Annotated in this window: 20 protein-coding genes; 6 read left to right on the plus strand and 14 right to left on the minus strand. The window is 73.3% G+C overall.

Translation table 11 applies throughout. The annotated features are described in order from the left end of the window. Positions 1–14 precede the first annotated feature (14 nt). From ACBI99_RS00920 to ACBI99_RS00955, 8 genes are all read right to left on the minus strand, one after another. Positions 15–1,802 (minus strand): ATP-binding protein, encoded by a 1,788-nt coding sequence (locus ACBI99_RS00920; protein WP_375071441.1) that lies wholly within the window; start codon positions 1,800–1,802, stop codon positions 15–17. Positions 1,803–1,874: 72 nt separating this feature from the next. Further along, positions 1,875–2,261, minus strand: a complete 387-nt coding sequence (locus ACBI99_RS00925) for a hypothetical protein (protein WP_375071442.1) — start codon at positions 2,259–2,261, stop codon at positions 1,875–1,877. Then, on the minus strand, positions 2,258–3,529 hold the full coding sequence (locus ACBI99_RS00930; protein ID WP_375071443.1) for a hypothetical protein: 1,272 nt from the start codon (positions 3,527–3,529) through the stop codon (positions 2,258–2,260). Before ACBI99_RS00930 ends, ACBI99_RS00925 begins: the two co-directional genes overlap by 4 nt. After that, positions 3,526–4,662 (minus strand): hypothetical protein, encoded by a 1,137-nt coding sequence (locus tag ACBI99_RS00935; RefSeq protein WP_375071444.1) that lies wholly within the window; start codon positions 4,660–4,662, stop codon positions 3,526–3,528. Before ACBI99_RS00935 ends, ACBI99_RS00930 begins: the two co-directional genes overlap by 4 nt. Positions 4,663–4,783: 121 nt before the next feature. Beyond that, positions 4,784–5,020 carry a hypothetical protein gene (locus ACBI99_RS00940; RefSeq protein ID WP_357585537.1) on the minus strand — a complete coding sequence of 79 codons (237 nt, stop codon included), beginning with the start codon at positions 5,018–5,020 and terminating at the stop codon, positions 4,784–4,786. Between the two features lie 13 nt (positions 5,021–5,033). Next, on the minus strand, positions 5,034–6,029 hold the full coding sequence (locus tag ACBI99_RS00945) for a hypothetical protein (RefSeq protein ID WP_375071445.1): 996 nt from the start codon (positions 6,027–6,029) through the stop codon (positions 5,034–5,036). Between the two features lie 34 nt (positions 6,030–6,063). Further along, positions 6,064–6,774: a ubiquinone/menaquinone biosynthesis methyltransferase gene (locus ACBI99_RS00950; protein WP_375071446.1), complete on the minus strand. Its 711-nt coding sequence runs from the start codon at positions 6,772–6,774 to the stop codon at positions 6,064–6,066. Next, complete coding sequence (locus ACBI99_RS00955) at positions 6,761–7,852, minus strand: hypothetical protein (RefSeq protein WP_375071447.1); 1,092 nt, start codon at positions 7,850–7,852, stop codon at positions 6,761–6,763. Before ACBI99_RS00955 ends, ACBI99_RS00950 begins: the two co-directional genes overlap by 14 nt. A 221-nt stretch (positions 7,853–8,073) precedes the next feature. Here ACBI99_RS00955 and ACBI99_RS00960 point away from each other — a divergent pair, with 221 nt between their 5' ends. The 3 genes from ACBI99_RS00960 to ACBI99_RS00970 are packed head-to-tail and all read left to right on the plus strand — an operon-like array spanning position 8,074 to position 10,556. Beyond that, positions 8,074–9,165: a sensor histidine kinase gene (locus ACBI99_RS00960; RefSeq protein WP_375071448.1), complete on the plus strand. Its 1,092-nt coding sequence runs from the start codon at positions 8,074–8,076 to the stop codon at positions 9,163–9,165. Further along, positions 9,162–9,806: a response regulator transcription factor gene (locus ACBI99_RS00965; RefSeq protein ID WP_219516749.1), complete on the plus strand. Its 645-nt coding sequence runs from the start codon at positions 9,162–9,164 to the stop codon at positions 9,804–9,806. The genes ACBI99_RS00960 and ACBI99_RS00965 overlap by 4 nt, the downstream gene beginning before the upstream one ends. Before the next feature lie 42 nt (positions 9,807–9,848). Beyond that, positions 9,849–10,556: a hypothetical protein gene (locus ACBI99_RS00970; protein WP_375071449.1), complete on the plus strand. Its 708-nt coding sequence runs from the start codon at positions 9,849–9,851 to the stop codon at positions 10,554–10,556. A 2-nt stretch (positions 10,557–10,558) separates the two neighbouring features. Here the strand turns inward: ACBI99_RS00970 and ACBI99_RS00975 are convergent, their stop codons facing one another. Then, a complete protein-coding gene (locus tag ACBI99_RS00975; protein WP_375071450.1) occupies positions 10,559–11,794 on the minus strand; it encodes an MFS transporter in 1,236 nt (411 codons plus the stop codon). 116 nt (positions 11,795–11,910) lie between these two features. Here ACBI99_RS00975 and ACBI99_RS00980 point away from each other — a divergent pair, with 116 nt between their 5' ends. Beyond that, positions 11,911–12,462 carry a CGNR zinc finger domain-containing protein gene (locus tag ACBI99_RS00980; protein WP_375071451.1) on the plus strand — a complete coding sequence of 184 codons (552 nt, stop codon included), beginning with the start codon at positions 11,911–11,913 and terminating at the stop codon, positions 12,460–12,462. An 8-nt stretch (positions 12,463–12,470) separates the two neighbouring features. Here ACBI99_RS00980 and ACBI99_RS00985 read toward each other — a convergent pair whose 3' ends face one another. The 5 genes from ACBI99_RS00985 to ACBI99_RS01005 form a co-directional block, all read right to left on the minus strand. Then, the gene (locus ACBI99_RS00985) at positions 12,471–12,827 is read right to left on the minus strand and encodes a DUF1330 domain-containing protein (RefSeq protein WP_219516728.1); all 357 of its coding nucleotides are present in this window, start codon (positions 12,825–12,827) and stop codon (positions 12,471–12,473) included. A 37-nt stretch (positions 12,828–12,864) separates the two neighbouring features. Next, the gene (locus ACBI99_RS00990) at positions 12,865–13,233 is read right to left on the minus strand and encodes a nuclear transport factor 2 family protein (protein ID WP_219516725.1); all 369 of its coding nucleotides are present in this window, start codon (positions 13,231–13,233) and stop codon (positions 12,865–12,867) included. A gap of 76 nt (positions 13,234–13,309) precedes the next feature. Further along, positions 13,310–13,681, minus strand: a complete 372-nt coding sequence (locus ACBI99_RS00995) for a hypothetical protein (protein WP_375071452.1) — start codon at positions 13,679–13,681, stop codon at positions 13,310–13,312. A gap of 11 nt (positions 13,682–13,692) precedes the next feature. Continuing rightward, entirely contained in the window at positions 13,693–14,607 is a 915-nt protein-coding gene (locus ACBI99_RS01000) for an RNA polymerase sigma-70 factor (protein WP_375071453.1), read from the minus strand. A gap of 153 nt (positions 14,608–14,760) precedes the next feature. After that, a complete protein-coding gene (locus ACBI99_RS01005) occupies positions 14,761–15,339 on the minus strand; it encodes a TetR/AcrR family transcriptional regulator (protein WP_375071454.1) in 579 nt (192 codons plus the stop codon). A 91-nt stretch (positions 15,340–15,430) separates the two neighbouring features. Here ACBI99_RS01005 and ACBI99_RS01010 point away from each other — a divergent pair, with 91 nt between their 5' ends. Next, complete coding sequence (locus tag ACBI99_RS01010; protein WP_375071455.1) at positions 15,431–15,796, plus strand: DUF4267 domain-containing protein; 366 nt, start codon at positions 15,431–15,433, stop codon at positions 15,794–15,796. A 113-nt stretch (positions 15,797–15,909) separates the two neighbouring features. Beyond that, a complete protein-coding gene (locus tag ACBI99_RS01015; RefSeq protein ID WP_375071456.1) occupies positions 15,910–16,308 on the plus strand; it encodes an ATP-binding protein in 399 nt (132 codons plus the stop codon). The last annotated feature ends 26 nt before the right edge of the window (positions 16,309–16,334 follow it).

A 16,334-nucleotide genomic window follows, 5' to 3' on the forward strand; every position in this document is an offset into this window, starting at 1 on the left:
TGGTCACCTCCTCGTCAGAACGGCGGGATGTCGTCTTCGGGGCCGGGCAGCCCCTGGAACGGGTCCGCCGGGGTCGCGGGGGCCCCGGATCTCGTCACGGCCACCGCCTCGGACGGCCGGGTGGCCCAGGCGGGGAAGGGGAACGCGACGGCCAGCGGCACCGGGATCTCCGGCTGGGCCACGAACATGGTGCCGGGTTTGGCGATCGTGGCGCGCTCGCGCACGGCCGGGGGCAGCCAGCCGTACTCGGACCTGGTGGCCTCGGCGGAGTCGAGGCGGCCGGCGACGCGCACGGCGCTGTTGGCGACGATGCGGCGTTCGACCTCGGAGGCGGTCTGCTGGGCTCCGATGAGGATGACGCCGAGGCTGCGGCCGCGCTCGGCGACGTCGAGCAGGATCTCCTTGATGGGCGACTCGCCCTCGCGCGGGGCGTACTTGTTGAGCTCGTCGAGCACCACGAACAGCAGCGGCTTGGCGGTGCCGGACGACTCCTTGCGGTGGAACTCGCCGCGCAGCACCACGCCGACCACGAACCGCTGCGCCCGCTCGGGCAGGTTGTGCAGGTCGACGATGGACACCTGGGCGTCGGAGGTGCGGATGGTGTGGGCGCGGAAGAACGGCAGGTCGCCGCGGACGATGGGCGACAGGGGGCGTACGGCGCTGCGCAGGCGGCGCAGGAAGGCGTTGACGGTGCCGAGGGGCGTGGTCGCGCCGGTCCACTCGTGACGGGAGGCCTCGTCCTGGAGCTGGTCGGACAGCAGCTCGACCAGGTCGGAGAAGGTGCGGCAGGCGGTGCCCCTGATGCGGACCGCCCCGCCGTCGCCGACGGGCTCGGCCCAGGAGTGCAGCCGGGCGGCGACCTGGCCGACGAGCAGCGAGTAGCCGGCGCGCTCGTCGTCGGCGTCTGCGAAGACGAACCGCAGCAGCTCCTCCTGGCAGAACTCCACCAGGGTCCAGAAGAACGAGCTGACCCCCTGGGTGCGGGCGGAGACGTGGGGGACGCCGTTGGGGTCGCCGGGCCGGGGCGGGGCGAAGACGTGGACGCTGGAGAAGGGCCTGGCGGGCAGCCCGAGCCGCCCGTAGACGCTGCGGGCGGCCTCGTCGAGGCGGCTGTTGTCGTGGTCGAGGAAGAGCAGGTCCTCGCCCTTGACGGAGAAGATCAGCGCCTTGGTGTTGGCCGCCTCGCCGCCGAGCACGCCCGAGTTGAAGATCGAGTAGAGCATGAACGTGGCGAACGAGGTCTTGGTCGCCACGCCGGACACGCCGGAGATCGACACGTGGGCGCCGCGGGTGCCGTCGAGGAAGTCGAAGTTCACGTACAGCGGCTGGCCGTCGCGGCCGGTGCCGATGGGGATGCGGCGGTCCATCACGTCGAAGTAGAGCGCCTGGTCGCGGTCGCCGGCGCCGGCGAGGTAGACCTGCGCGCCGGGCAGCGGCGGCACGAACACCTCGGGCTCGACCCGGGTGACGCGCACCTCGGCGACCTCGACGACGGCGGCGGGCAGCGCGCCGTCGGCGATGAGGAACACGTCGGAGTCGTAGGCGGCGCCCTCGTGGCGGGCCTCGACGGTGCTGACCACGCCCGCCATCAGGACCGGCCCGTGGCCGGGCACCTCGCGCCTGGTCACGACCACGTCGTCGAGCTGGACGACCTTGCCGGGCTCCAGCCCGATCCAGAACGACAGCGGTGAGGCCGACTGCGTGCCGAGCACCCGGCCGACCGCTTCGCCTGCCGGGACCGCCACCGCGGCGCTCGTCACCCCGTTGACCGTCACGTGTCTCTCCACCCCCACCGTCGTCATCCACCGCAGCGTAACCGGCGCCACCGACTATGACGGACAGCTTCGGCGTCCGGCCTGGCCGGGACGGCCGGGCTAGCCGCTGATGAGGGCCTTCGCGGTGAGGGTCTCTTCTCCCGCCGGGCCGGTCAGGCGGATGGACACGTCCCACACGCCGGACATGGTGAACAGCTCGCCCTCGGCGACGAACCGGCCCGGCTCCCGTTCCGCCGCGCTGAGCTCGGGCATGGCGTGGCCCATGTCGGGCATGACCGCCGATAGGGCGAGGCCGTCCGCGTCGCCCGAGGTCACGCGCGTCTCGACGACGACGGCCCCGGTCCTGGGCGGGTCGATCACGACGGTGGCGGTGTAGCGGGAGCCGGCGATGGTCAGAGTCAGCGGCTCGGCGCCCAGGGCCCGGCCGGCGACGAAGAGCGCGGCGGCGGCCGCCAGGAGCGCGGCGAGGGCGATCAGGCGTCTCATCCGGCGGACGCCGATCCGGGTCCGGTCACGTCGACGGTGAAGGGCATGGTCACGATGCGGCCGTCCGTGGCGTGCTGGGCCCAGGCCAGGTACCGTCCCGGGCGGGGGAAGCTGAAGGTGAAGCGGAGGCGGTTCCCGGCCGTGCCCATCTCGTGGACGTGGCCGAGGAATGATCCGTCCTGGTTCCGTACGATCAGGTGGCCGGCCATGCCGAGCCAGGGCCGCACCCGGCCCTCGGCGGGCAGCTCGATCGTCGCCGGGCGGCCCGCGACCGGGGCGGCGGGCCGCAGCGTGGGGGCGACGGTCTCCTCGACGGCGGCGGCCGCCGGTTCCCCCTCGACGGCGAAACCTCCGGTGAGGAGCTGGCCGCCGGAGTCCTCGCGTTCCAGCTCGGCGTAGGCGAGGTAGCGGCCGGGGCGGTCGGCGCGCAGCCTGACCTCCAGGCGGCCCGGGGCGGTGCGCAGCGGGTGGACGTGGCGGAAGTAGCGGCCGTCCTCGCTGGTCACGACCACGTGGGCGAGCGCCTCGTGGTGGGAGACGAGGTCGTCGACCGGCCTGCCGGTGGAGCCGTCGGTGAGGTCGACGCGCAGCGTGAACTCCTGACCCGGGGCCGGGCGGGCCGGGGCGGTCTCCATCCGCGCCTGCGCGAACGGGCGGCCGCCCGCCGGCTGGGCGGTGGCGGTCGGGGCGGCGCCGTCGGGCGGGCCGGGCGGCAGCATCGGCTCGAAGACGACGACCATGGCCGCCACCGTCACCCCGGCCGCGGCTCCGGCGGACAGCAGCATCGCCGGGCCGCGCCGCGAGGTCGCGCCGGTGAGCAGGCCGCCCACCAGCAGCAGCCCGGCCGCGAACAGCCCGCCGTAGACGAGGAAGTCCCCCGCCGACCCGCGCTCCACCAGGACGCGGAACGGCACCACCGCGACCGCGCTCCCGGCGCGCAGCGTGAGCTGGTGCGGGCCCGTCTCCTCGACCCTGAGCTCGGTGTACGCGGGCTCCGCCGCGGCCCGTGCCGTGCCCGTGACCGTGTGGCCACCGGTCAGCGAGCGGACCTCCAGGCTCACCTGCAGCCCGTCGGCGCGCTCGTAGGCGACGACGCCGATGCGCAGCGGGCCGGGCACGCGCGACGTCCCCTTGATCACCAGCGTGACCTCGGCGCCCGCGATCGTCTGCGCGATCCGCAGGTCCGCCCCGGCCGTGACGTTGTGCGCGGCGGCCGGAGCGGCGAACACCACCACCAGGACGGCGGCGAGCAGGAACGCCCTGATCATCCTCGCGCGACGCCGGGACGGGACGCGGCGGGACTGTCACCGGCGGCATTGTGGCCGGCGGGATTGTGACCGGCGGGGTCGTCGCCGGCGGCGTTGGGCAGGAACAGCGCGCCGAGCGCCAGGCCGACCAGCCCGGCGACGATGGGCGAGCCGGTCCACAGCTCGGGCACCGTGGGCAGCCGCCCGGCCACCGCCGAGGCCACCCCCATGTACAGCGACCAGGTCACGAACGCCGACAGCCCGGCGAACGCCCAGTAGGCGCCCCGCCGCCGCGCCGAGGGACGCAGCAACCGGATCAGCACGTCGCCGGCCAGCCCGGCCGCCACGAACGAGAGCAGGATCGGCACGTTGCCGAACGCCGTCTGCGCGCCCGGCATCAGGACGGCGATCCCGTACATCACGGTCATGCTGCCGAACGGCAGCTCCCAGCGGCGCACGAGCAGCAGCACCGGAGCCAGCATGATCACGTTGGTCATGACCATCGACGCGGCCAGGTGGCCGGGCATCTCCTCGTTGGAGAAGGCGGCCACGACGCTCTCGCCGTCCCACTGCATCGCGTCGCCGTACGACAGGAACAGCGACACGAGCGTGGTCGCGAACGCCAGCCCGATCAGCGCGGGCAGCAGCCGCCCGAGCGACGGCCGGTCCCCCACGTCCGGCGCCTTCCAGGCCGAGCGGAGCGGGGTGGTGATGATGAGCAGCATCGTCACGATGAGCCCGAGATGCGAGGGGCTGAACAGGATGTCGAGCGAGGTCTCGATGCCGAGCACCGTGTGCCACATCATGTCGGCGAACCCGAACGCGGCGAACGCGGGCACCGCCACCAGCCCGGCCAGGTAGCCCATCGGCACCGCGGCCACCCCTTGCCGCCCGGTGCGGGTGTTGCGGAGCACCTGCCAGATGAGCCAGGCGGACACCGCCGCGAACCCCGAGTAGAACACCGCGTGCCAGGGGGTGAAGAACGTCTCCAGCTCGGCCGAGAGCTGGGTGTGGGCCCAGGCGTCGATCATCAGCCCGACGCCGAACCAGACGCCGAGCAGCGCCGTGACCAGGTCCGTCCGGGGCGATACCCAGGTGCGGGCCTCTCCGGAGTCCGCCAGTAATCGCCTGATGCCGGCGTTCGTCGTGGCCATCTGTTGCCCCCTTCTCCCGTCCACCGAGCGCGGAGATCGTGTCAGACGGGAGGTCAGCCGCGCATAAAGCCCGGTGAGCTGCCTGTTTACGGCCCGGCCGGAACACCGGGCCGTACGTTCGTCAGTACTGGACCCACAGGTTGTAGAGGCCGGGCGCCATCCAGTTGGTGGGGATGACGGTCTCGCAGTAGTACGAGCTCCAGGTGTGGTCGGCCGTGCCCTGGTTGCCGAACCACTGGCACTGGTCGGGCCAGCCGTAGGAGGCGTGCTTGACGTAGGAGGCGGCCTGGGCGGGGGCGGACGTGGCGACGAGGGCGGCCGCGGTCAGGACGAGCGCGGCTGACAGACGCGACTTCATGAAAGAAAGTTAACTAATTAGCGGGGTCCGGGCAATGCCCTCCGGGGCGTGGGTGCGGGGTCCGGGCAATGCCCTCGAAGGCTCCATCGGCCAGGGCCGTGCGCAGGCGTTCGTAGATCGGGGCCAGCGCGCGCAGACCGGCCGCGAGCGCGGCGTCGTCCCCGGTCACGACGGGGAGTTGCAGCGCTCCCACGAGGCGGGCCTGTTCGGCGGCGACGGCGGCGCCCTCCGCCAGGCCCAGCGAGGCCAGGCAGGCGGCCAGGTCGTTCGCCCGGCGGGCGCCGACGCGGACGGCGAACGCCCGCAGGAGCTCCCGCGCCTGCGGGTCGAGCCGCCCCTGGGCCACCAGCTCGGCGGTCCGTTCCGCGGCCTCTGCCTGGCCCAGCGTGCCGGGGGCGACGGGCACGTCCGTCCGGCCGCCCAGCCAGGCGAGCGCCGCGGGCAGCGAGCGGCGCAACGCCTCCTCGGGGCTCACCCGGGCCTCCCGGACGAAGGCGGAGCGCATGGTGAACGGCCGGGGCAGGTAGCTGATCAGCTCGCCCCGCCACGACTCGGCGAACTCCGCGACCGGGAGGGTGGCGTACGGGTAGCCCTGCGGGTCGTGCACGAGCACGGTGTCGTCCGTGACCTCCAGCACCACCAGGTAGTGGTCGGCGCCGACCGCCTGCCCGGAGCCGGGCTGGTAGCGCAGCAGCCCCAGCTCCAGCGGCCCGGCCAGCACCGGCCCCGCCGCGCAGGCGCGGCGCAGGCGTTCGACGGCCTCGTCCGCCGAGCCGCCGTCCTCGCGCGCGCACGTCCAGCCCAGCAGCTCGATCGCGGCGTCGAGCCCCTGCTCGGGATCCCAGCCGAACGGGTCGAACAGCGGCAGCCGCCCGCTGATCAGCTGCATCCCGTACGGGGAGCCGGTCAGCACCTCGACGACCGAGGCGGAGGGAGCCTCGTCGCCGAGGATCATGGCCAGCGAATTGGCGTAGCAGTAGGGGCCGGAACCCACATAAGGAATCGACATGCCGGCCACCTTGGCGCCTGACACGGTGTCAGCCTCAAGCCGGCGGCTTCTGGGCAGAGATGATCATGTTGGTCCCGAAGAACTTCTTCCGCCACGCGACCGACTCGAAGCCGGCCCGGCGGAGCACGGCGGCGACCTGCTGCGGCGTCATGAAGCCGAGCGTCGACTCCTTCAGATACGCGTACGACTCGCGGTCCCCGGCGACCGCCTGCCCGAGCAGGGGGATCATCATCCGGACGCCCAGCTCCACCGGATAGCGCAGCGGCCCGCGCGGCGGGCAGGTCTCCAGGATGACGACCCGGCCGCCCGGCTTCAGCACCCGGTGCTGCTCCCTCAGCACCCGCTCGGCGTCCTCGACGTTGCGCAGCAGGTAGCCGTGCGTGACGGCGTCGAAGCTCGCGTCGCCGAACGGCAGGTCGTTGGCGTCCGCGTACTGCCAGGTGACGCCCTCGGCGCCCGGTTTGCGGGCCGCCTCCTGGAGCATCCGCCCGGAGAAGTCCACGGCGTGGACGGTCGCGTCCGGATGCCGGTCCCGTACGGCGAGCGCGATGACGCCGGTGCCGGTGGCGATGTCGAGCAGGCTTCCCCCCGGCGGGAGGTGCGCGCCCGCCGCCACCTCACGGCACCACGCGGCGTGCCGCCCGAGCGTCATGATCCGGTTCATCCGGTCGTAGTAGCCGGTGATCTTGTCGAACGTCCGCTGGACCTCCAGGCCCTTGGGCGAAGGCGTTTCATGCGACGGCAACTGCGGCACTCCTCGGTTTCTCGGCGGTTCTGCGGCGCGCCCAGTAGGCGAACACCGCGGCCCCCAGCAACGGACCCCAGATCGGGCACGGGAACATCACGACGAACAGGACGCCGTCCGGCCACGAGCCCATCTGGACGGCCCCGGCCAGCACCCCGGGAGCCGAGACGGACAGCGCGACCGCGCCGAACACGCCCGGCCCGACGGCCAGCATCACCGGGACGGGCCGCCCGCCCAGCCGGGGCACCCATCGCGGCACGGTCTCGCCCCACCGGCTGATCAGGCCGAGCGTCAGCACGAGGGCCAGGACCGCGCTCAGGCCGATCAGGAACCCCTGGAGGCGGGTGGCCGCGTCGCCGGCCTCCACGGCGATCAGCGTGATGTGGCCGGTGCGCGGGTCGAAGCCGCCGAGCGGCCACGGCGTCGCCCACGTCAGCCGCGTCACCCCGTACGGCACGGGACAGAGGGCGGCCGCGATCGTGACCGCCCTCCCCCACCCCGGGACCGCCACCTTCCGCTCGCGCGCGAACGAGCCGTAGGCCAGCCACGCCCAGCCGACCGCGGCGATCGCCATCGCCCACGACCAGGCGATCCGCCCGCCGAACTCGCCGAACCCGGAGGCCACGTTGACCAGGTAGCGGGCGACCGCGTCGGTCATCGTGAGCGACGCGACGAGCCCGGCCGGGAGCAGCACCGCCAGCACGTACGCGACGGGCCTGCGGCGGACGCAGCCCACTGCCACCAGCCCGGCGATCCCCAGCAGGGCGGCGGGGATCAGGGCGTACCCGATGGACGACAGCACAGAGGCGTCGGACATCACCAGGAGGAAGAAGGCGCTCAGGACCCCGGCGACCGCGCCGGCGGCCCTGGGCCAGGACCGGACGCCGAGCGCCACCAGCACCCCCAGCACGCCGGCGGCCGCCATCAGGCCCACGCCCGGCCCGCGTTCGATCCAGTGGTTGACGCCCACCGTGACCTTGGCCGCCGCGCCGTACGGATAGCTGCCGGGGACGAACCACCACAGGGCGGCCACCGCGAGCGTCGCCGCGGAGATCGCCGATGCCGTGAGACGACGCATGCTCACCTCCCCCCGATCCCGGACTCACCGGCCGAGTCTGTCCACCGGCCCGGCCCGGCGGATCCCCCGCCGGGGGGATCTGTGCGGGCGGGGACATGCGGTGTGTCGTGCGGTCTTGTGGTTGCGCTCTTCATGACTGTGAGGCTCACAGCCCGGCGGCGGGCGGACATCCCCCAGGTGGGGGAAGGGGCGGCCCGGCGTCCCGGGCTAGCATCGCCGACGTGAGCCGACATGCCGGACGCGCCGTGCGGGCGGTCCTCTACCAGGTGCTGGGCGCGGCGCTGCTGACCCCGGTCGCCGTGGTGCTCGGCCTGCTCGTCCTGGGCGAGCCGACGCCGGCGCGCGTCCTGGTGCTGTGGGCGGCGTGCCTGCCCGCCTCGGTGCTGCTCGCCCTCGCGCCGCTGGTGCGGCGCATCGAGATCGCCGCCCTGGCCGAGCTGCTCGACGTCCGGGTCTCCGACCGGGCCGACCGCGTCTACCTGGTGGCGCTGACGAGCCTGCACCTGTACGGGGGCGCGACGCTGGGCGCGGGCGTGCTCATGCTGTCGCCGGGACTGGTCCGGCTGGGCGATCCGGCGCTGTGGCGCGACAGCCCCGCCGTCCAGGCCGAACCCCTGGCCGCCCTGCTCGGGCTGGCCGCCGCCATGGTCGCGGCCGGGTACGGGCAGCGGTGGGCGGCACGCCGCCTGCTGCGCGCCGATCCGTCCCGCATGCTGGAGGAGCTCGGCCGCCGCCAGGCCCTCGCGCTGGAGCTGCACGACGCCGTCGGGCACGCGCTCAGCGTCGTCCTGGTGCAGGGCATGGCCGCGCAGGCCGCGCTCCAGCGGCCCGGCCCGCGCGCCGAGCACGCCACCCGCTCGCTGGACCACCTGCTCGACACCGCCCGTGCCGCGCAGGAGGACCTCGACGTGCTGCTCGGCGTCCTCGGCGACGGCGAGGCGGCCCGCACGCCCACGCTCGACTCGCTCGACACCCTCACCCGCGGGCTCGACGTACAGGTCACGACCGGCCCCCTCGGCCGCGTCCCCCCGGCCACCTCCCGCACCGCCTACGCCATCGCCCGCGAGGCGCTCACCAACGCCCTGCGCCACGGCTCCGGCCCCGTCACGCTCGACGTCGGCACCGACGCCACCGGCGAGCTGGTGCTGACCGTCGAGAACGCCACCACCGGCGCCCCCGGCACCACCGGGCCCCTGGCCGGGCCCCGGCGCGGCCTCACGGGCATGCGCATGCGCGCCCGCCTCGCCGGCGGGACGTGCACCACCGGGCAGGCCGGGACGACCTGGCGCGTCGAGGCGAGGCTGCCGCTGTGATCCGCGTCGTCCTGGCCGACGACGAGCCGCTGATCCGCGAGGGCTGGGCCGCCATGCTCTCCCTCCACGACGACCTCACGGTCGTCGGCCAGGCCGCCGACGGGCAGGAGGCCGTCGAGGCCGGCGCGGGCGCCGACGTCGTGCTGATGGACATCCGCATGCCCCGCATGGACGGCCTCGCCGCCACCGTCGAGCTGACCCGCCGCTCCCCCGCCACCCGCGTCGTCGTCGTCACCACCTTCGAGAACGACCAGCTCGTGTGGGCCGCCCTGCGCGCCGGAGCCGCCGGGTACGTGCTCAAACGCGCCCCGGCCGGCGAGCTCGTGGAAGCCGTCCGGCTCGTGCACTCGCGGCGCGCGGTGCTCTTCCCCGACGCGCTGCGCCGCATCGCCTCCCCGCACCACGGCAGCGCCCGGCCGCGCCGCCCCGTCACGCTGACGCCCCGCGAGCTGGAGGTGCTGCGGCACATCACCCTCGGCCAGGCCAACCCGGAGATCGCCGCCGCCCTGCACGTGTCCCGCGAGACGATCAAGACCCACGTGACCAACGTCCTGGACAAGCTCGGCGCCCGCGACCGCACCCACGCCGCCGTGCTGGCCTACGAACTCGGCCTGATCCTCCACGGCGTCGATCCCCCGTGACCCGGTTGACGTCTGATCATCAGGGCCGCGAACCTGACCCGCATGACGATCAGGGCCTGGCTCAACAAGGATTATCAGCTTCCCCCGGGTGAGGAGATCTTCCGGAGCGAACGCAGGTTCGCGCTATGGGCCTACAGCGTGAGCCACGGCCAGACGCTGTTCCGCAGCACCCCGGGCTCCGACGGTCTTGCGGAGACCACCGTCGAGGTGCTGTTCAAGCCTGTCACGGCCATGAAGATCCGGGCCTTCTACCAAGGGCTGCTCATCAGGACCGCACCGGCCGAGGAGGCCGAGCGCGTCAAGGCCGGCTGTCCGAGCGTCGAGTTCGGCCGGGAGGATCGGGTCTTCCTGCTGGAGAGCAGCGGGGAGACCGACTACGTGATCAGCATGGCCGTCGGCTGGCACGAAGGCGTCCTCGCGCCCACGCGCCGGAGCTTCTTCACCGACGTCTTCGCGGGCGAGACCCGGTGGCCTGCCACGCCGTTGCCCGGCGTCGACGCGGGGTTCGGCGTCGCCTCGGCCGCCGAGCTGATCGCGGCCCTCCGCGGCGGCGGCGACGGTCAGGAGCGGGCGCGGAGGGAGAGGTACCGCCATGTCCACGTCGTCATGACGCGCGAGGAGTACAGGGACGGGCCGTACATCTCCGGCTCCGGGGTGTTCCTGACCCTTGAGGATGCCGAGGAGGCCAAGGCCGCGCTCGCCCCGCACGTCGCCGACTGCTGGATCGAGACCCTGCCCGTCGCCGTCTGAGTTCAGGCCGGGTGCGGGGGTGGGTCGAGGGCGGCGGGGGTGGCGATCTTGAGGAAGGGCACGACGACGAGCAGGGCGGCGACGGCGAAGAGGGCGAAGGCGGCGCGGATGCCGAGCCATTCGGCGAGGAGCCCCACGAGCCCGGCGCCCAGCGGCATGGCGCCCCAGCTGAACAGGCGGGCGGCCGCGTTGTAGCGGCCGAGCACGCCGGGGTCGACGAGGCGCTGGCTGAGGGTGCGGGAGTTGACGGTCCACAGGGTGCCGCCCATCCCGCCGAGGAAGGCGCCGAGGCCGACGATCCACAGGTCGGTGGTGAGGACGGGGGCGGCGACCATCGCGGCGGTGCCGATGAGGTCGGCGAGCATGGCCCAGCGGCGGCCCAGCAGGCGGTTGACGGTGGTCACGGTGAGCGCGCCGACGAGCCCGCCCGCGCCGAGGGCGCTCAGCAGGAAGCCGTACTCGCTCGCGTCCAGGCCCATGAGCCGGGTGGCGACCAGCGGGATGAGCGCCAGCCAGGCGCCCCAGCAGGCGGACAGCACGCTCAGGGCGAGCGCCATCAGGCGGAGCAGCGGCTGCTGCCACAGGCAGCGGAGTCCTTCGGCGATGCGCTGGTTGACGGTGGCGTCCGGGCGTTCGCCGGCCGGTCGCGGCCTGAAGCGGCCGGCCAGGAAGACCAGGACGACGGTCCCGATCAGGTAGCCGGCGCCGGTCCAGCCGAGGGCGGCGGCGGACCCGGCGGCGATGAGGAGGCCGCCGACGAAGGGTCCGCAGAACTCGTTGCACACGGTCTCGGCCCCGGCGACCCAGGCGTTGGCGCGTTCGCGCCCGGCGGGGGCCACGGCGGCCGGGACGAGGGTCGCGGCCGAGGTGAGGGCGACGACCTCGGCGATCCCGAGGGCGAGACCTCCGGCGTAGAGGGCGGGCAGGGTGACGCCGCCGGTGAGGGTGAGGGCGAGCAGCCCGGCGACGACGAGGATGCGGGCGGCGTCGGCCAGCCACAGCAGCAGGCGCCGGTCGAAGCGGTCGACGAGGACGCCGACGTGCAGGGCGATCAGCAGCCACGGCAGGGTGAGGGTGAGCCCGACCCCGGCGACCTGTGCCGGGGAGTCGGTCAGCCGGGCCGCCATCAAGGGCAGCGCCATCTTGGTCACGCCGTCGGCCAGGTTCGTGATCGCCGTGAAACTCACCAGCACCGCGGTGTTGCGCCCGCTGCGATCCGCCTTCAGCACGTCCACCATGTAACCCCCTATCAGCTATAGGTGGTTATCTTGCCCGGAAAGAGGCGACGGCACCAGGGGTGATAACTGGTAAATTCGGTTAGCAGGTTAGGCAGGGACCCGGAAGGTGATGCGGCGTGATCGAGCCCACTCCGGCCGCCCAGCTGATCAAGGCGTTCGTCAACACCGTCGACCTGGAGAACGGGCAGGACGACGTGGCGAGCCCGGACGAGCTCGCCCGCTGGCTGGCGGCCCGTCAGCTCGGCCCGGCGTCGCTGCGGCTCACCGACGAGGAGCACGCCGTCTTCCTGGAGCTGCGTGCCGGGTTCCGGGAGGCGCTCGACCCCGGCCATCCCGTGTTCCCGCACCGCCTGGCGCGGGCCGACGCGATCCTGGCCGACGCGCCTCTCCTGGTCACCGTGACCCGGGCCGGGCCGGAGCGGCCGCTCGCGCCCACCCCCGGCCTGCCCGAGGCCCGTACGGCCCTGGCGCGGCTGGCCGTGGCGTGGGCCGAGCTGGTGCTGACCGGCCAGATCCACCGGCTCAAACGGTGCGCCGAGCACACGTGCCAGGGCGCCTTCTGGGACTCCTCCAAGAACCACAGCCGCCGCTGGTGCTCGATGCGCCTGTGCGGCAACCGCACCAAGGCCCGCCGCTACGCCGCCCGGCAGCGCCCCCAGCACCCCTGAGCAGGGCTTCAGGTGGCCGCGCCCCCGGCCGCCGCCTCGCGCACCGCGCTCGCGGCGGCGACCGGCCGGTAGCCGTCGGGGACGCCCTCGACCACGATGATGTCGCCCTCGATGTGCCGCGAGCGCATCGGCGCGATCTCCCGGTACTCGGGCGAGTCCCACCACGCCCGCGCCCGGGCCGCGTCGGGGAAGGCGAGCATCACGACCGCTCCCGGCCACCGGCCGTCCAGCACCTCGTGCTCGGTTGCGTGCACCAGGTAGCGGCCGCCGTACGGCTCGAAGGTGCCGGGCAGGCGCTCCATGTACTCGGCGATCTCCGGGTGCGGGGCGGCGTCCTGAAGGTGGGCGATGACGTACGCGGTCATGATTCCTCCTGTGTTGTCCGGTTCAGATGGGAGCGGGTCAGGCCTGGGCCGGCACCTTGTCCAGGAAGCCGAGCACCTGGCTGATCCGCCCGTCCGCGCCGAACACCGCGACGTCGAAGCCGACGGCGACCGGCTCGGCGCCCTCCGGGCCCAGGTGCCAGGTGAACCGGGCGATGTCGTGGTGGGCGTCCACGGCGCCGCCGAGGCTGAAGACGAGCCCGCCGAACTGCGCCTGCACCGCGGCGATGGTGGCGTCCAGCCCGTCGATGCCGCGCACGGAGACCAGCGGGTCGGTGTAGCCGGCGTCCTCGGCGAAGACCTCCTCCAGGGCGGCCCGGCGGGCGGCGGCGTCGGTCTCGTTCCAGGCGGCCAGGTAGCGCTGGACCAGCTCGTTCGTGTCGCTCATGTTCGTCTCCTCAGTGGTCGTGCTCTCTTGTGACCACCACGTTAGGGAGACGGCGACGACGCGGAATCTGACGTGCTTAGGTAGTTTCTCCCCTGCTTTCGGTACGCATCCGGGCCAGGGTCAGCAGGCTGAGCCCGAACATCAGGACGCCCAGCGGGACGTGGAGCGGGGTCATGCCCGCGATGCCCAGCGCGACCTGCGCCGACGCGAGGACGAGGAAGCCGGCCGCGTACAGGATGGGGCGTGGCGTGCCGCCGCCCGGACGCCAGGCCAGGACGGCGGCGATCACGTACAGCACGGTCGCGCCGTACATCACGGGTGATCCGATGTGGTGCAGCTCCGAGCCGCGGGAGGACATGAGGATCCCGGCGGTGGCCGCCTGGAAGAAGATGCTCAGCGTCTGCAACGCGACTGCGATCTTGAGGATGGCGGGGCCGTGCACGGTCATGCCGGGGCCTTTCATCGGAGGGTGAGCGGGGTCTCGGAGGCGACGCGGGTCAGCTTGTGCGGGTTGCGGACGTAGTAGAGGCCGGTGATGCGGCCGTCCTCGACGCGGGTCGCGAGCACGCCGTCGAACGCGCCGTCCAGGTGGACGAGCAGCGCCGGGTTGCCGTTGACCACGGTGGCCTTGCAGGTGATCGCCGCGCGCACCACGGCGGCCTCGCCCAGGTAGAAGCGGACCACCTTCTCCGCGCCGACGACCGGCCGGGGCGCGGCCAGTTTCACGCCGCCGCCGTCGCTGACCAGGACGACGTCGGGGGCGAGCACGTCCAGGAGGATCCGCAGGTCCCTGGTCTCGAGCGCCCGCTTGAACGTCTCCAGGACCGCCTGGGCCTGGCCCGGGGAGACCGTCTCGCGCGGGCGGCGGGCCTCGACGTGCTTGCGGGCCCGGTGCGCGATCTGGCGGACGGCCGCGGCGTTCTTGCCGACGGCGGCGGCGATCTCGTCGTAGCCGACGTCGAAGACCTCGCGCAGCACGAAGACGGCGCGCTCGGTCGGCGAGAGGCTCTCCAGGACGAGCATCAGCGCCATCGACAGGCTCTCGGCGAGGTCGGCGTCCTCGGCCACGTCCGGCGTGGTGAGCAGCGGCTCGGGCAGCCACGAGCCGATGTACGTCTCCTTGCGGCGTTTCATCGTGCGCAACCGGTTGAGCGACTGCCGGGTGACGATCCGGACGAGGTAGGCGCGCCGGTCCGACACCTGTCCGAGGTCGACCTTGATCCAGCGCAGCCAGGTCTCCTGGAGGACGTCCTCGGCGTCGGCCGCCGACCCGAGCATCTCGTACGCGACCGTGAACAGCAGGTTGCGGTGGGCGACGAAGGCCGCGGTGGCGGCGTCCACCGGGTCCGTCGTCGCCTCGTCGTGCTCGTTCATCGCTCGCTCCCGCCGGTTGGTCTCTCGTCCTGCTCCGCGCACAGGACACCGGCCCACCCGGCCGTGTGACACCCCGGTCCGGTGGCGTACGTCACAGGACTCCGCTGTCACACAGCCAGGATCGCCGGTGCCTCATGGCCGTCAAGGACGGCGTCACGGGCTCGCCGTGAACCGGGCCAGGAGGAGGGCGAGACGGTGCTCGTGGAACTCGCGGGGGATGCGGCCGCCGCGCATCAGCGTCACCAGGCCGTGGAGTGCCGCCCAGAGGGTCTCCGCCAGCAGCGCGGGTTCGTCGCCGTGCGCGTACGGGCGGACGGCCTCGGCGAACTCGCCGAACGCGGCGTGCAGGGCGGGCGGGGCCTCGGGGGTGGCGAAGGGCAGGTCGACGCGCTGGCTGAACATGGCGTCGTAGAGGGCCGGCCGCTCCTCGGCGAAGGTCACGTACGCGGCGGCGAGCGCGGCGACGGCGGCCTCGGGGCCGGAGGCGGCGAGGCGGGCGGCGCGCAGGTCGGCGGCCAGCTCGGTGATGCCTTCGAGGGCGACGGCGGTCACGATCGCGTCCTTGCCCTTGAAGTGGCTGTAGAGGACCGGCTGGCTGTATTCGACCTGTTCGGCGAGCCGCCGGGTGGTGACGGCCTCCCAGCCTTCGGCCTCGGCCAGCTCCCGGGCTGCGGTGACGATGAGTTGCTCCCGGTGGGCGCGTTCGCGTTCCTTGCGGCTCTGGATGGACATGCTCCTGAATCTAGCACCGCTAGCGCTTATGTCGATGCTCTGCTAGCGTCGTCCTCGTTCCTAGCGCTGCTAGTTTTTCTGGAGTCACGACATGCTCACCACCGTCGCGTACGGCCTGGCCATCGTTCTCAACCTGCTGTGCCTGCTCATCGGGGCCCGGTTCCTGCTCACGCCGCACGCCGCCGCCACGGGCTACGGGGTGCCCGCCACGACCGACCGCGCCTACCTGACGATCAAGGGCCTGCGCGACGGCACGTACGGGCTGGTCGGCCTGGCCCTGCTGGCCTTCGCCGGACCCCAGGCCGAGGCCTGGTTCATGCTGGTCATCGCCCTGGTGCCGCTCGGCGACACCCTCGTCGTGCTGCGCAACGGCGGCACCAAGGCGGCGGCGTTCGGCATCCACTTCGCCACCGCCGTGCTCGTACTGCTCTGCGCGGGCCTGCTGTTCGCCGTCTGATGACGCCTTCTTCCGTGCTGAATCGGTCTGAAAGGGGCGGGCCGGCACGGCACCGGGCATGCCGGCGGCCTTTTCGGGCATGGGAAGATCACGCGGCGAAAGGCAGGCCCGACATGATTCCCGGATTCCGGATGCAGTGGCCGATCACCTCAGAGCTCGCCGTGCTGCGCGAACGGGTGCACGCCTTCGGGACGAGCGCCGGGCTGTACGGGCAGCGCTTGCAGGACCTGGTGATCGCCGCCCACGAGGCCGCCGTCAACGTGCTGCGGCACGGCGGCGGCCGTGGCTCCCTGATCGCGTGGCGCGACGCCCACGGCGTCAGCCTCGACGTGGTCGACGCGGCCGGCACCCTGACCGAGGCCCACCTGAGGAACGCCAGGCCCGACCCCGACCGGGGCGGCGGCGTCGGGTTGCTGCTGGTGCGCACCCTGTGCGACGAGGTCCGCGTGGAGCACGAGGCGGGCAGCGCCCGGCTGCACCTGCGCATGCGCACCACCCCCCAGCCCCGCTGACCAGCACGGGCAAGATTCACAAGAAC

The organism is Nonomuraea sp. ATR24 (assembly GCF_041950485.1).
Lineage (GTDB): Bacteria > Actinomycetota > Actinomycetes > Streptosporangiales > Streptosporangiaceae > Nonomuraea > Nonomuraea ceibae.